Annotated in this window: 10 protein-coding genes; 4 read left to right on the forward strand and 6 right to left on the reverse strand. The window is 74.0% G+C overall.

What is annotated here, in order from left to right; genetic code table 11:
* Nucleotide 1: 1 nt before the first annotated feature.
* From ACYF6T_RS16620 to ACYF6T_RS16630, 3 genes are all read left to right on the forward strand, one after another.
* Nucleotides 2-3223 (forward strand): FtsX-like permease family protein, encoded by a 3222-nt coding sequence (locus tag ACYF6T_RS16620; RefSeq protein ID WP_461697147.1) that lies wholly within the window; start codon nt 2-4, stop codon nt 3221-3223.
* Nucleotides 3216-5963 (forward strand): FtsX-like permease family protein, encoded by a 2748-nt coding sequence (locus ACYF6T_RS16625; RefSeq protein WP_461697148.1) that lies wholly within the window; start codon nt 3216-3218, stop codon nt 5961-5963. The genes ACYF6T_RS16620 and ACYF6T_RS16625 overlap by 8 nt, the downstream gene beginning before the upstream one ends.
* 179 nt (nt 5964-6142) lie before the next feature.
* Nucleotides 6143-7105, forward strand: coding sequence for an ABC transporter ATP-binding protein (locus tag ACYF6T_RS16630; protein ID WP_461697149.1), 963 nt, complete (start codon nt 6143-6145; stop codon nt 7103-7105).
* Between the two features lie 6 nt (nt 7106-7111).
* Here ACYF6T_RS16630 and ACYF6T_RS16635 read toward each other — a convergent pair whose 3' ends face one another.
* Genes ACYF6T_RS16635 through ettA form a run of 3 tightly spaced genes read right to left on the reverse strand, consistent with a single transcriptional unit; the run spans nt 7112 to nt 9879 of the window.
* Nucleotides 7112-7783: a hypothetical protein gene (locus ACYF6T_RS16635; protein WP_461697151.1), complete on the reverse strand. Its 672-nt coding sequence runs from the start codon at nt 7781-7783 to the stop codon at nt 7112-7114.
* Nucleotides 7780-8208, reverse strand: a complete 429-nt coding sequence (locus ACYF6T_RS16640) for an acyl-CoA thioesterase (RefSeq protein ID WP_461697153.1) — start codon at nt 8206-8208, stop codon at nt 7780-7782. Before ACYF6T_RS16640 ends, ACYF6T_RS16635 begins: the two co-directional genes overlap by 4 nt.
* A 6-nt stretch (nt 8209-8214) precedes the next feature.
* On the reverse strand, nt 8215-9879 hold the full coding sequence (gene ettA / locus ACYF6T_RS16645; protein WP_461697154.1) for an energy-dependent translational throttle protein EttA: 1665 nt from the start codon (nt 9877-9879) through the stop codon (nt 8215-8217).
* A 386-nt stretch (nt 9880-10265) separates the two neighbouring features.
* On the opposite strand from ettA, the gene ACYF6T_RS16650 reads away from it, so the two are divergent.
* The gene (locus ACYF6T_RS16650; protein ID WP_461697155.1) at nt 10266-10712 is read left to right on the forward strand and encodes a hypothetical protein; all 447 of its coding nucleotides are present in this window, start codon (nt 10266-10268) and stop codon (nt 10710-10712) included.
* A 58-nt stretch (nt 10713-10770) separates the two neighbouring features.
* Here ACYF6T_RS16650 and ACYF6T_RS16655 read toward each other — a convergent pair whose 3' ends face one another.
* The 3 genes from ACYF6T_RS16655 to ACYF6T_RS16665 all read right to left on the reverse strand — a co-directional run bounded on the left by ACYF6T_RS16655 (nt 10771) and on the right by ACYF6T_RS16665 (nt 15262).
* Entirely contained in the window at nt 10771-12189 is a 1419-nt protein-coding gene (locus ACYF6T_RS16655) for a Cys-Gln thioester bond-forming surface protein (protein WP_461697157.1), read from the reverse strand.
* Between the two features lie 347 nt (nt 12190-12536).
* Nucleotides 12537-13010 carry a single-stranded DNA-binding protein gene (locus ACYF6T_RS16660; RefSeq protein WP_461697158.1) on the reverse strand — a complete coding sequence of 158 codons (474 nt, stop codon included), beginning with the start codon at nt 13008-13010 and terminating at the stop codon, nt 12537-12539.
* 233 nt (nt 13011-13243) lie between these two features.
* The gene (locus tag ACYF6T_RS16665; protein ID WP_461697160.1) at nt 13244-15262 is read right to left on the reverse strand and encodes a YfjP family GTPase; all 2019 of its coding nucleotides are present in this window, start codon (nt 15260-15262) and stop codon (nt 13244-13246) included.
* Nucleotides 15263-15264 lie beyond the last annotated feature (2 nt).

Here is a 15264-nt window from a genome sequence, read left to right on the forward strand (position 1 = left end):
GGTGTCTGCGTTCGGCGCGGTCGCGAGGTTCGTGCTGCTGCGCGCCCGCGCCCATCGCCCGCTGCTGGCCGCCGCCCTGCTGACGGTCCTGCTGACCGCGGCCGTCCTGGCCACCCTCACCGCCTACTCGGCCGCGATCGGCGACGCGGCCCTGCGCCACTCCCTGGCCGCCCCCGCGAACGCCGCCGACGCCGCCCTGATCGTCAAGGCCGACGTCCCCGCCGCGCACCGCGCCGCCGCCGACGCGGCCGTACGCCAAGGCGCCAAACGCGTCTTCGACGGCCTCCCGGTGACCGTGCGGACCCTGGTGCGCTCGGGCCCGTACGCGCTGCCCCGCTCCCTCCAGCCGCCCGCCGAGCGCTCCGGCGACCCCGACCTGACCCTCTTCGCGGCCCTGGACCAGGGCGAGGTGCGGATCGTGGGCGGCCGCATGCCCCGCCCCCGGCCCGGCGGTGCCGTGGAAGCCGCCCTCCCGCAGAGCGCCGCCCGCGCCCTGGGCCTGAAGCCCGGCGCCCGTCTCACCCTCGCCGACCGGCTCGGCGGCCCGAAGGTGCGCGTCACGCTCACCGGCGTCTACCGGCCCGTGGCGACCGACGCCCCCTACTGGCGGCTGGACGACCTCGGCGGCCGGGGCGTGCGGACGGTCGGCTTCACCACGTACGGCCCCCTCCTGGCCGCCCCCGCGGACCTGACCCGGGTGAGCGCCGGGCAGTCGGCCTGGCTGGCGTCGGCCGACTTCGCCACGCTGACCACCGGCCGCATCGACGCCGTACGCGCGGCGGCCCGCACCGGCAACGCGACCCTGCGCCGGCAGCCCGCCCTCAGCGGCACCACCGCCGCGAGCACCTCCCTGCCCGACGTCCTCGACCGCGTCGAACGCTCCCTGCTCGTCGCCCGCTCCACCCTCCTGATCATCGCGCTCCAGCTCGCCCTCCTCGCCGCCTGCGCCCTGCTGCTGGTGGCCCGTCTGCTGAGCGCCGAACGCGCGGGCGAGACACGGCTGTTGCGGGCCCGCGGCGGCTCCCGGGCCCGGATCGCGGCCGTCGCCGCCCTGGAGGCGCTGTTCCTCGCCCTGCCCGCGGTGGTGGCCGCGCCGCTGCTGGCGGGCCCGCTCACCCGGCTGCTGGCACAGCGGGGCGCGCTGGCCCGCATCGGGCTGCACCTGGACGTGCCGGCCGGCGGGCGGCTCGGGGTGTGGCTGGTGGCGGCCGGAGTCGCCCTGGGCTGCGCCCTCGCCGTGACGCTTCCGGCGCTCACCTTCGAGGGCTTCCGCGCCGGCCGCGCCCGGGCCCTGCCCGCTGCGGTGCGCGCGGGCGCGGACCTGGGGCTGCTGGCGGTGGCCGGGGTGGCGTACTGGCAGCTCGGGCGGCAGGGCGCGGTGAGCGCCGGGCGGTCGGGCACGCTGGGCATCGACCCGCTGCTGGTCGCCGCGCCGGCGCTGGCGCTGCTCGCCGGCACGGTGCTGACCCTGCGCCTGCTGCCGCTCACGGCCCGGCTCGCGGAGCGGCGCGCGGCCGGCGGGCGGGGGCTCGCGGCGGCGTTCGCGGGCTGGCAGCTCAGCCGCCGGCCGACGCGCGCCGCGGGGCCGGTGCTGCTGCTGGTGCTCGCCGTCGCGCTGGGCATGCTCGCCATCGGGCAGGGCGCCTCCTGGGCACGCTCGCAGCGCGACCAGGCCGACTTCGCGGCCGGGGCGCCGGTGCGCGTGCTGGCCGCCGGCGAGGACGACCTGGGGCGCACGGAGACGTACGCGGCCGTCCCCCACGTCCGCGCGGCCACCCCCGCCGTACGCACCGAACTGCCGCTGTCCGGCGGCCGTACGGCGGCCGTGCTCGCCCTCGACACCGCCCACGCGCGGGACACGCTGCTGCTGCGCCGGGACCTGGGAACCGGGTCCACGCTCACCGGACTGGCCCCCACCGGGCACACCGCCGGGACGCACGTCCCCGCGCACACCGCCCGGCTGCGCCTGACGGCGACCCTGCGCACCTCCCGGGACCAGGGCACCGTCGGCGACGTGATCGTCACCCTGGAGGACCGCTACGGCACCCCGTTCCAGGTGCCGGCGGGCGAACTCCCCGCCGACAACCGGCCGCACACCCTGGACGTCGGCGTCGGACCGGGGCCGATGACGTTCACCGGGGTGCAGCTGGTGCTGCCCCAGCCGTTCGGCCACGCCGAGCAACAGCGCTTCTCACTCGACGAGTTGACGGCGACGGGCGCGGACGGCAGCGCGCGGCGGCTGTCCCCGCCGACCGCCTGGACGGCGGCCGTGCGCAGCGACGGGGACGTGTCGTCGCCGGTCGCGGACACCAACCCGACCCAGCCCACGGTCAGTTCGTCGGGCGTCGCCTACGGCACCGGGTACATCCCGCCCGAGGACACCTGGGCGGTCTCGTCGTTGACGGTGCGGATGCGGGTCCGCCAGCCGGCGCAGCGGCAGATCACCGCGGTCGCCACCGACCGCTTCCTGGACTCGGCGGGAGCGCGGGTCGGGCAGGAGGTCGACGTCGCGTTCGGCGGCGAGAACGTGCCGGTGCGGATCGTGCGGTCGCTGCGCGCGCTGCCGACGACCGGCGGCGCCAACGGCGGCGCCCTGCTGGTCGACCTGCCGTCCGTGAACCGGGAGTTGGAGGCGCGGTACGGGGAGAGCGTCACGCCGACCGAGTGGTGGCTGGGCGTCGACGCGGGCACGTCCGCCCGGGTCGCCGCGGATCTGCGGAAGCTGCCCGAACTCGACCCCGAGCAGGTCGTGGTGCGGGACGAGACGGCCGCGGGGCTGCGGGACGACCCGTTCGGGGCGGGCCCGGAGGCGGCGTTCGCGGTGGCGGCCGGGGTGGCCGCGGCGCTGGCCGCGGTCGGGTTCGCGGTGAGCGCGGCGGGCTCGCTGCGGGAGCGGGGTGCCGAACTCGCCGTGCTGCGGGCCCTGGGCGCGCCGCGCCGACGGCTGGCCCGGATGATCGCCGTGGAGCAGGGGGTGCTGGTGGGGCTGGCGCTGGTGGTCGGTACGGCGCTGGGGGTCGCCCTGGCCCGGGCGGTGGTCCCGCTCATCGTCCTGACCGCCCAGGCGACGCGCCCGGTCCCGGAGGTGCTGGTGCGGCTCCCGCTGCCCGGGGTGGCGGTCCTGCTGGCGGCCGTGGCGGCGGCTCCGCTGCTGGTGACGGGGGCGCTGGCGGTGCGGCGGGCGGATCCGGCGGTGTCGTTGCGGGAGGCGGGGGGTGAGTGACGTGAGAGCACGGCTCGGCGGACGGGCGCCGAACGGCGCCGTAGCCCCCTGGGTCCGCACCCGCCTGCGCACCGCCCCCGGTGCCGCCTGCGCGCTCGCCGTGCTCGTGGCGTTGACGGCGTGCCTGGCGGCCGCGTTCCCGCGCGCCGTCGACCGGTACGAGGACGCCGGACTACGCCGGGCCGTCGAGCGGGCGCGCCCGGCGAGCACCAGCGTGGGCGTCTTCGCGCGCCAGCCCGACCTCATGCGGCCGCAGCCGGTACGGGAGCAGGCCCTGCGGCCCGGAACGCTCGCCGCCCAGTACGCGAAGATCCTCGCCCGCGTCCCCCGGCCGCTGGCCGCCGACCCGCGCCAGTCGACGTACGGCGTACGCACCGCGAGCCCCCAGGCGGTGGACGACCCCTGGCTGCCCCGGCCGACCGGGCTGCCCGCGCAGATCGTCCTGGCCGCGCAGCACGATCTCGCCGGACACGCGACGGTCCGCGCCGGACGCCTGCCCCGCGCCGACGACTCGGTGACCGCCGCCACACCCGAGGTGGAGGCCGCGGTGAGCGCCGAGACCGCCGAACGCCTGCACATCAAGGTCGGTTCGGTGATCCACGTGCCCGGTGTGCAGCGCGCTCCCCTGGCGGTCCGCGTCACCGGCATCGTCACCCCGCGCGCCCCGCAGAGCGCCTACTGGGCGACCCAGCCGCTCCTGCACACGCCCAGCCTGGTGCTCGTGCCGGGCGGCGGCGCCGACGGCGACCGGTACTGGCTCGGCACCCTCCTGCTCGCCCCGGAGGCGGCCCCGGCGATGCTGGGCACGGCCGGAAACCCCTGGCGCTACTGGCAGTTGGCGCCCGCGACCGGCGACCTGCACGCCTACCAGGTGACCGGCCTGCGGTCCGCGCTCGCCTCCCTGGAGGGCGGCCCGGCGCTGCGCGGCATCCGCACGCTGACCGACTCCACCGCGGACGTGGACACCGATTTCGACGACGTGCTGGGCGATTTCGCGGACCTGCGCGACGGCGTCCGCCCGCTCGTCGCCGTCGCCGCCTTCGGCACCGGCACGGTCGCCGCGGTCGTCCTGCTCATGGCGGGCGGCCTCACCGCCGACCGCCGCCGCACCGAACTGACCCTGCTGCGCGCCCGCGGCGGCTCCCTGCGGGGCATGACGGCACGCCTGCTCGCGGAGACGGCGGTGGTCGCGCTGCCGGCGGGGGCGGCGGGCCTGGCGGTCGCCCTGCTCGCGCTGCCGGACGCCCGCCTGCCGTACGCCGTGGGCGCGGCGGTGGCGGTGACGGTCACCGCCTGCCTGGCCCTCCCCCTGCGCGCCGCGTCCGCGCACCGGGTCGTCCGGCTGCACGACGGCCGTACGGACGTCGTGTCCCTACGGCCGTCCCGGCGCCGTACGGTCGCGGAGCTCACCCTGGTCGCGGTGGCGCTCGGCGCGGTGGAGACCCTGCGCCGGCAGGGCGCCGACGGCGACCAACTGGCCGCCCTCGCCCCGGTGTCGGTGGGAGTGGCGGCGGCCCTGCTCCTGGTCCGCCTCTACCCGCTCCCCCTGCGCGGCCTGGCCCGTCCGGCCGCCCGGCTGCGCGGTGCGGTCGGCCCGCTGTCCCTGGCCCGCGCGGGCCGCACCTCCACCTCGGCCGTCCTGCCCCTGCTGGCGCTGCTGACGGCGCTGACCACGGCGGCGTTCGGCGGCTCGGTCCTGGCGGGTGTGCGCGACGCCCGCGCCCACGCGGCGCTGCTGGCGGTGGGCGCCGACGCGCGCGTGGAGGGAACGGGCGCCCTGCCCACCGGACTTGGGGAACGCATCCGGCGATCGCCCGGCGTACGGGGCCTGACCGCGGTGGCCGTCGCGTACCAGGCGAAGCCGCATGCCGAGGAGCGGTCGGTGCCGCTGGCGGGCGTGGACCCGGGCCCGTACGCGCAGTTGGCGCGCCGGACGGGCCTCGGGGCTTTCGGCGCCGGTGAGTTGAGGGCGCGGGAGGCCGACGGGGCGCTGCCGGCGCTGGCCTCCCCCACGGTCGCCCGGACCTACGGCACCCGGCCCTTCCCGGTGCGCCTGGAGGACGGCACCCAGGTCACCGTCCGCATCACGGCCGTACGGGACCGCACGCCCGCCGTGCCCGGCGACGACTTCCTGGTCGTCGACCGCGCCGGGCTGAGCCGGGAGGCGGCCCGGCCGACCGTGCTGCTGCTGACCGGCGCCCGCCTGGACGTGGGCGCGCTGCGGCGGGCGGCGGGCGGCGCGAGCGTCCGGACGCGGGCCGAGGAGGAGGCCCGGTACGTGGACTCGCCCCTGCAGTCCGGCGCCGAGCGCGTGTACACGGCGGCGGTGGCCGCGGGGGCGGGGTACGCCGTACTGGCCCTGCTCCTGTCCCTGGTCCGGGCCGCCCCCGAACGCCGTGCCCTCCTGGCCCGCCTGCGCACCATGGGCCTGACCCGCGCGCAGGGCCGCCGCCTGCTGGTCCTGGAGTCCCTGCCGCAGGCGGCCCTGGCGGCGACCGGCGGCGCGCTGACGGGTTGGGCGACGATCCACCTCCTGTCCCCCGGCATCGACCTCACGACCATCGCCCTCGCCTCCGCCCAAACACCCCTGGGCGAGGCCCGGTTGCGCCCCGACACCCTGTCCCTGACCCTCCCGGCACTGGCGATCCTGACGGTGACGGTGGGGGTGGCGGGGATGCAGGCGTGGTGGACGGGACGCCGGAGCTCGGTGGCGGAGCTGCGGGTGGGGGACGGGCGTTGAGACGAGATGGGGATACGCCGAAGGGCCGGGCATCGAGGCGAAAAGGGGACACGCCGAAGGGCCGGGCACCGAGGCGAAAAGGGGATACGCCGAAGGGCCGGCGACGAGCGGCACGAGTCGGTGCGAGTCGAGGGGACGGGCGTTGAGGCGATGAGCGGTATGAGTCGAGGAGACCTTGGATGACGACGACCAACCCCACCCTCGCCGACCTGGCGCACCGCGCCGCCGAGAAGCGCAACCGTCCCGCCTACGGCCACGACGCCCTGATCACCTGCGACCGCCTGGTCCGCATCTTCACCACCGACGGCATCGAGGTCCAGGCCCTCCAGGGCCTCGACCTGCTGGTCCGCGAGGGCGAGCTGATGGCGCTGGTCGGCGCCTCCGGCAGCGGCAAGTCCACCCTCATGAACATCCTCGCCGGCCTGGACACCCCCACCGCCGGCGCCGCCCGCGTGGCCGGCCACGACCTGCTGACGATGACCGCCAGGGACCGCCTGACCTACCGCCGCACCACCGTCGGCTTCGTCTGGCAGCAGACCTCCCGCAACCTGCTCCCCTACCTCACCGCCGCCCAGAACGTCACCCTCCCCATGCAGCTGTCCGGCACCCGCAAGGGCCGCCGCTCGAGAGCCGAACGCGCCATGGAACTACTGGAGTTGCTGGAGGTGGCCGACTGCCACAGCCGCCGCCCGCACCAGTTGTCCGGCGGCCAGCAGCAACGCGTCGCCATCGCCGTGGCCCTCGCCAACGACCCCGCGGTCCTGCTCGCCGACGAACCCACCGGCGAACTCGACTCGCACACCGCGGAACAGATCTTCGGCGCCTTCCGCGCCGCGAACGAACACCTCGGCACGACCATCGTCATCGTCACCCACGACCAGGCCGTGGCCGGCGAGGTCCGCCGCACGGTCGCCATCCGCGACGGCCGCACGTCCACGGAGGTCCTGCGCCGCAGCGAGGTCGACGAGGTCACCGGCCACGAGACGGTCGTCGCCCGCGAGTACGCCATGCTCGACCGCGCCGGCCGCCTCCAGCTCCCCGCCGAGTACACGGAGGCGTTGGGCATGCGCGACCGGGTGGCGCTGGAACTGGAGCGGGACCACATCGCCGTATGGCCGGACGACAGTGCGGACGGGCGGTGACCGGGCTCAGCGGACGCTGACGCCGAGGAGGGCGCCGGCCCCCGCCCGCCGTACGGCGATCGATCCGTAGGGCGTACGCAGCCGCAGCCACGGGCCCGACGAGAACAGGTCGGCCGGCGTCCCGGCCCTCAGGAAGCCCACGGACTGCGCCGCGTGCACGGCCCGGACCGGAAGGGGTGTCTCGCCGACCGTGCGGGACCAGATCTCCCGCCCGATCCGGTCGAGTTCGGCCCTCGTACGCCGCTCCGGCGCCAACTCCCTTGTGCGGGACCGGAATTCGGCCACCGCCGCGCCGACCATCGCGCGCAGCGCGTCCGGCGCGGGCAGTCCGGGCTCCGGCCGCCATCCGCCGCGCGGCGGCAGCACCCCCGCCCACGGCGGCCCGGTGACGGCTCCCGGAACGCCCGCCGTGGCGCCCGACTCGTCGATCGTTTCCAGGAGTTCACCGGCGGAGACGGTCACGTCGAGCGTGACGTCGAGGCCGTTCTCGTACGGCTTGGCGAGCCGCACCGCGCGGATCGCGAGCACCTCGAAGGAGGCCGGCCGCCCGAAGACGGCGAGCGCGGTACCGGCCGCCTGGAGCCGGACCGCGGCCGCGCGGTCGTAGTGGAGCAGCCGGGAGAGGAAGGCCGCGAGGTCCGCCGCCTCCCCCTCGTCGGCGAGGTGGAGGACCGTCATGCGGCGACGGCCTCCTCCTCGTCGTCATCCATGTCGTCGTCGTCCATGTACTCCCGGAGGAACTCCCGTTCCTCCGCGGTGATCCGGCGGGGCCGCTGCGCCTCGAAGTCGAACGGCACGATCACCGTGGAGGCGCGCACATAGACGACGTCGCCGTCCTTCACCTCGTAGGAGAGGGTGAAGGAAGCGGCCCGTATCTCGGTGACCCACAGCTCGATGTCCACCGGGTGGTGCCGGTGGACGAGCTGCCGTTTGTAGTCGATCTCGTGCCGGGCCACCACCGACCCCTGCTTGAAGTCCTTCTCCGGGCGGAAGAGGAAGTCGATACGGGCCTCCTCCAGGTAGCGCAGGAAGACCACGTTGTTGACGTGGCCGTACGCGTCCATGTCGGCCCAGCGCAGGGGGCAGCGGTAGATGTGACGCAAGGTCGATCAGCCCCGGGTCAGCTTCTTGTAGGTGGCCCGGTGCGGACGCGCGGCGTCCGGACCCAGCCGCTCGATCTTGTTCTTCTCGTACGACTCGAAGTTGCCCTCGAACCAGAACCACTTGGAGTCACCCTCGTAGGCGAGGATGTGCGTGGCGACGCGGTCCAGGAACCACCGGTCGTGGGAGACGACCACGGCGCAGCCGGGGAACTCCAGCAGCGCGTTCTCCAGGCTGGAGAGCGTCTCCACGTCGAGGTCGTTGGTGGGCTCGTCGAGGAGCAGCAGGTTGCCGCCCTGCTTCAGGGTCAGCGCGAGGTTGAGCCGGTTGCGCTCACCACCGGACAGGACGCCGGCCGGCTTCTGCTGGTCGGGGCCCTTGAAGCCGAAGGCGGAGACGTAGGCGCGGGAGGGCATTTCGACCTGGCCCACGTTGATGTAGTCCAGCTCGTCCGAGACGACGGCCCACAGGGTCTTCTTCGGGTCGATGTTCTCGCGGCTCTGGTCGACGTACGAGATCTTGACGGTCTCGCCGACCTTGATGGTGCCGGAGTCCGGCTCCTCGAGCCCCTGGATCATCTTGAACAGGGTCGTCTTGCCGGCGCCGTTCGGGCCGATGACGCCGACGATGCCGTTGCGCGGCAGCGTGAAGGAGAGGTCGTCGATGAGCACCTTCTCGCCGAAGGCCTTGCTGAGGTTGTTGACCTCGACGACGACGTTGCCCAGGCGCGGGCCCGGCGGGATCTGGATCTCCTCGAAGTCCAGCTTCCGCATCTTCTCCGCCTCGGCGGCCATCTCCTCGTACCGCGCGAGTCGGGCCTTGGACTTGGCCTGGCGCCCCTTGGCGTTCGACCGCACCCACTCCAGCTCTTCCTTGAGCCGCTTCTGCCGCTTGGCGTCCTTCTGACCCTCGACCTTGAGGCGCGCGGCCTTGGTCTCCAGGTAGGTGGAGTAGTTGCCCTGGTAGGGGTAGGCGCGGCCGCGGTCGAGTTCGAGGATCCACTCGGCCACGTTGTCGAGGAAGTACCGGTCGTGGGTGATGGCGACCACGGTTCCGGCGTACTTCGCGAGGTGCTGCTCCAGCCAGTTCACCGACTCGGCGTCGAGGTGGTTGGTGGGCTCGTCGAGGAGCAGCAGGTCGGGCGCCTCCAGCAGCAGCTTGCACAGCGCCACGCGACGCCTCTCACCGCCGGAGAGGTTGGTGACGGGCCAGTCGCCGGGCGGGCAGCCCAGGGCGTCCATGGCCTGCTCCAGCTGGGCGTCCAGGTCCCAGGCCTCGGCGTGGTCCAGCTCCTCCTGGAGCTTGCCCATCTCCTCCAGCAGCGCGTCGGAGTAGTCGGTGGCCATCAGCTCGGCGATCTCGTTGAACCGGTCGAGCTTGCCCTTGATCTCGGCGACACCCTCCTGGACGTTCTCCAGGACGGTCTTCTCCTCGTTCAGCGGGGGCTCCTGGAGCAGGATGCCGACGCTGTACCCGGGCGACAGGAAGGCGTCGCCGTTCGACGGCTGCTCGATCCCCGCCATGATCTTCAGCACGGTCGACTTGCCGGCACCGTTCGGGCCGACGACACCGATCTTCGCTCCCGGCAGGAAGTTCAGGGTGACATCATCGAGGATCACCTTGTCGCCGTGCGCCTTGCGCGTCTTGCGCATGGTGTAAATGAACTCAGCCAAGAGAAACCGTCCGGCAGCTTGAAATCTGGCAGTGGGCAGATACACCCCATCTTGCCGTACGGCTACCCCTGGGCGGAAACGCGTATGGCCGAGGGCCTGTGACCTGGGGTTTTCGTGTACGCCGACGGGGCGGCCGGCTCGCGTTCGCCGTCCGGGAGGACGGCCGCCCGCTGGGGTCTGCCTCACTGGAGCCGGGGACCGCCCCGCCGATGCCGTCCCATGGCCGGACGAGAACCGGCACCGACCGGGTCTGTCGATTTCCGTCCGAGACGGATCGCATTTGCCGGGCCCTGCAATTCAGGAAAAACAATGCCGCAGCGCTGTGTGATATACGCCTCCGTGGGCATAACAGGCGCTACAGCAATATCCCAGAATGCGGGGAAAACATGGTCGATCCCATCACCGCGACGATTGCCCTGATCGCCAAGAGTGCCCTTGCCGCGAAAGGAGCCGGCGCCGCGCACGCCGTCTACTACGGCTCCCACGCAGGCGCCTCCGCCGCTGCCGCGCACGGTGGCCTGCACGCGGGAGCGGTGCTCGGGGGCATCGCGCACCAGGCCGGGGGCATCCTGGCCGTCAAGGTCGCGGCCACGACCGTGGCCGGGGTGACGTTCCTCAACCTGTATCGCCGGGCGACCGACGACGCCTATGACGTCGTCAAGCGCAGGTTCGGTCGGACATGGCTCTCGCCGAACGAAAAGCGCGAGATCCTGGACAGCGCGTACACGGCAGCGAAGAACGATCTTCAGGCCAGGGGCATTTTCATCAGCGAGCAGACGATGCGGGAAGCCAACAGCCTTTACCGGCGGGAAAGGTACACGCTCGGCGCGTGAATGCGCAGAAAAGGAAAAGGTGCGGACCTCGTCCGCACCCTTTCTCTCGGTTCTGGACCTACCCCTGCGTCTCCTTCTTGCGGACCAGCACCAGCGCCGCCCCGCCGATCACCACCAGGCCGATGGCGATGCCCGTGATCAGCGGGGTCGCCGTGGAGCCGCCCGTCGCGGCGAGGTTGGTGTCGTCGGCCGCGGTGCTGCCGCCCACCGTCGCGGGACTCGGCTCGCTCAGGATCTGGGTCGCGTCGCCGCCCGTTCCCACGGCCTGGGTCGTCTTGCAGTCGAGGACCCCGGTGAAGCGCTGCTCGAAGCCGGACGGCCCCGTGATGGTGAAGTCGTACGCCTGGTCCTCCTGCAGCACGATGGTCACCGTGCGCGACTCACCCGCCGGGATGCTGTGCTCGACGCCCATGAGCTCGAAGGTGAACTCCTCGTCGCCCCGGTTCGTCGCCGTGATGTCCACGCCGCCCTTGGCGCAGTTCTTCACCGCCGACAGGGCCGGTATGGCCCCCTGCTTCGCCCACACCGCACTCGCCGTCGCCGAGACCGTCGACTCGCTGGACCCGGCGAGGATCTGCGTCTGACTGCGGCTCTCGGAGGTGAAGGCGCGGCCCACCGGGACGGTGGTCGACGCCTGCGCGGTGAGCTCGGCCGAGCCGTCCGCCGCGTCCTCGGGGACGTCGAAGAAGACCTGGCTGCCGTCGACCGCGCTGGTCAGCGGCTTGCCGTCCTTGCCGACGAGCCGTACGCCGCTGATCGCCGCGTCCACCGGCGGCGTCAGCGTCACCGCGGCCGCGTTGGTGTGCACGGTGACCGGGCCGAGCAGCTCCCCGGGGTGCCCGGAGACGGCGGGCGGGTCGAGCGTCAGCGACGCCCGGGGCTCGGCCACGTCGACCGCGTTCTTCTGGAGGTAGTCCGCGAGCTTCTCGGCGCCCGGGTCGACGGCGTCGACGTCGGCGCCGTCCGAGTAGCGCCAGATGGCCACCTGGGTGCCGGCCGCCGCGTCCTGCTCGGTCAGGCCGCCCTTGACGCCGGCCTTGGCGGCCAGCGACGCGAGGTCGTTGACCTGGGGGTAGGAGTTCTGCAGGATCCAGCGGATCCGGCCGGCGTTCTTGTTGGCGCCGAGCGAGGTGCCGCTCCACGGCGTCTCGTGGTACTTGGCGTCCCGCTGCGTGGGGTTGTGGATGTCGACGCAGTACGTCTGCAACATCCCACCGCCGTCCACCGACATCTCGAACAGCCCGGCCGAGACCTGCTCGTCGCCGCCGTCGTCGTGGATCACGGCGGCGCCGTACGTCTTGAGGCCGCCTATGGTGGCCGTCGCCCCGCCCTGGCCCTGTGTCGTCTCCTCGGCCGCGGCGGCCGTCCCGGCCCCGGTCAGCACTCCGGCGGCGAGCAGCCCGGACGCGAGCGCGGCGGCGGCGAGGCGGGCCGCCCCTCGCCCGCGCAGGGACAGCGCAGAGAACGAAGCAAACACCAAATTCCCCTTCGAGCAGGACCATTGGCGTGGGGGGTGTGGTCCCACCAGCAGAATCCGAAGCCCCGAGAACCCCCGGAGCTCTCAGGTCCAGAGAACCCCCGGAGCTCTCAGGCCCCGAGAGCCCCGAGAGCCCCGAGAGCCCCGAGAGGCTCGGAAGCCTTGCCCGGCATCCTAGGGACGCCGCCGCACCACGATTCCCGGTCGTACCGTCACACCGGTGATCCGACTCGGAATCGTTATCGCCTACACAGCCTGTGAGCAGGGCTTATCGACAAATCCACCGGCTGTTCGCAATGCATCGGCCGATAAGCCGCACTCGTCTCATCTCAGGATGTTGCCTGACATCACGTCACCACAGCGGGCTCCGACTCCTGTTGAGCCGCCGGCTCGTCCGCATCCCCAGCCGGCGTCTCCCAGTTGGGCTCCGGCTGCTGAGGTGTGGTGACGGCGGTCCCTTCCGGCCGTGCCGCCCGCCGGAAGGCCGACGTGCCGCGCGCCAGGTCGTGGCCGATCGCCACCGCGTCGAGGTCCGCCGACGTCCAGCTCTGCCCCTCGCGCACGTCCGTGCGCACCTTCAGCCTGCCCTGCACGATCACGGGGTCGCCCACGTTGAGCGACGCCGCCGCGTTCGTGGCCAGCTGCCGGTTGGCCCACACGGTGAAGAAGTTGGTGTGGCCGTCGGTCCAGACGTTCTTCTCCCGGTCCAGATAGCGCGCGGTCACCGCGAGCCGGAACCGCGCCGACGGCCCCGAGGCGAGCTCCCGGTACACCGGCTGGGTCGCCACGTTGCCCACGGCGCAGATGATCGTCTCGTTCATCGCGTATCGCTTCCCTCCCTGACACGCGTACGGGCCCCTCCCGTACGGCTGCCCCGACACGCGTACGGGCCCGTCCCGTACGGCTGCGTCTGCCGCCGCGACCACGCCGTTCGCGATCGCCGCACCGCCAGACTGCCTCCGTCGGGCCGGGCCCGCAGAGCGCTGTGGATCACCGCCCGCCTGTGGAAAAACCCATCACCCGGACGAGGGACAGGTGATCGACGCGCCGCCGTTCACCTCGCCCCCGCCCCGACCCCCGTGACCCGGCCGTACTGCTCGCGCACCTCCCGGTAGCGCAGCAGTTCCGCCGCCACCGGATCCAGCACCCGGGCCCGTCCGCACCCGGCCGCCGCCTCCCGCAACCGCCGTTCCGCCTCCGTGCCGTACCGCCGGGCCGGCCCCCGCGCCGCCATCCGGCAGCCCCACTCCACGAGCGGCCCGCCGATGATCCCGGCCACCATCAGCAGCACCGGCACCCCGAGGTTGGGCGCCATGAATCCGATGATCTGACCCAGCAGCCACAGTCCGCCCACGACCTGGAGGATCGTCATGGACGCCTGCGCCAGTACGGCCGCAGGCCACCAGCCGGGCCGCGGCGGCCGCCCCGGCGGCAGTCCGGCCCGCGCCGCCAGGTCGTCCAGCGCCTCGGGCAGCCCCTGGGAGCCTCGTACGGCCGCCTCGCGCACCGCCTGCGCCCACGGCGCGGGCAGCCCGGCCGAGGCCCGGTCCGCGAGTGTCCGTACGGCGTGCTCGACGCGCTGGCGGGCCGTGGCCTCCTCGTCCACCTGCGCCCGCACCGGCAGCCGTCCGGTGGGGGCTTCCCGCCGGTCGTGGTACCACCGCCACAGCCGCAGCCAGGGCGTCCCGCACGCGCGGTTGGCGTTGCGCATCCAGGCGCGTTCGGCGGCCTCGCCCGCCGCGGTGGCGCCGACCGCGTCCGCGAGCCGGGCGGCGAACTCGTCGCGCGCCTCCTCGCTCAGCCCGGTCCGCCGGCGTGTCGCGTACACCGGCCACAGTCCGGCCGCCGCGGCGTCCACGTCGGCGGCGATCCGCCGCGCGGGTGCACCGCGTTCGGTCACGAACTGGCCGAGCGCCTCGCGCAGTTCGCCGACGCCGTCACCGGTGAGCGCGGACAGCGCCAGCACGGTGGCACCCGGCTCGCCGTACTCCCCCAGGGCGATCCCGTCCTCGTCGAGCAGCCGCCGCAGGTCGTCGAGGACCTGCTCGGCGGCCTCTCCGGGCAGCCGGTCGACCTGGTTGAGGACGACGAACATGACCTCGGCGTGGCCGGCCATGGGCCGCAGATAGCGCTCGTGGAGGATGGCGTCGGCGTACTTCTCGGGGTCGACGACCCACACGACCGCGTCGACGAGCGCGAGGATCCGGTCCACCTGCTCGCGGTGCTGCACGGCCGCCGAGTCGTGGTCGGGCAGGTCGACGAGGACGAGCCCGCGCAGCTGCGCGTCCGCGTCGCCGTTGTGCAGCGGGCGGCGGCGCAACCGGGGCGGGATGCCGAGCCGTTCGATGAGGCTCGCCGCCCCGTCGCTCCAACTGCACGCGATGGGCGCGGCGGTGGTGGGCCGTCGTACGCCCGTCTCCGAGATGGTCACCCCGGCCAGCGCGTTGAACAGCTGCGACTTGCCGCTGCCGGTCGCGCCCGCGATGGCGACGACGGTGTGCTGCCCGGACAGCCTGCGCCGCGCCGCCGCCTCGTCCAGCACCCGTCCGGCCTCGGCGAGGGTCCTGCTGTCGAGGCGGGTGCGCGAGAGCCCGACGAGCTCGCGCAGCGCCTCCAGACGGGCGCGCAGGGGGCCGTCGTAGGCGAGGGGCGCGGGCGTGTGGTTGCGGGTCTCCACGGCGGCGGGCTCGGCGGCGGTGGCGTCGGCGGTGACCCGCCGGGCGATCAGCCCGTCGTCCCAGGGGCCGGCGGAGTCCGTAGCGTCCGTAGCGTCCGTGGCGCACGAAGAGCCCGGGTCCGTACGACCGGAGGTGGCGGAGTCCTTACGACCGGAGGTGGCGGAGTTCTTACGAGCGGAACCGCCCGCACCCGTACGGCGGCGGCGGCTGGTGTCGCAGTCGTCGTCCACGCGTGCGTGGCCGCTCTCTTCAGGGCCGTCGTCGCTCCCTCCGGAGATGCCGTTTTCGGAATCGTTCTCCCCGGGGAGGGCGTTTTCGTGGTCGTCGTCCTTGGTCACCGTGTCCCCCGCGTGGTCGGCGTGCTCGGTGTGGTCCTGGTCAGTGACGGCGGTCACCG

It is taken from the genome of Streptomyces sp. 7R007 (assembly GCF_054850255.1).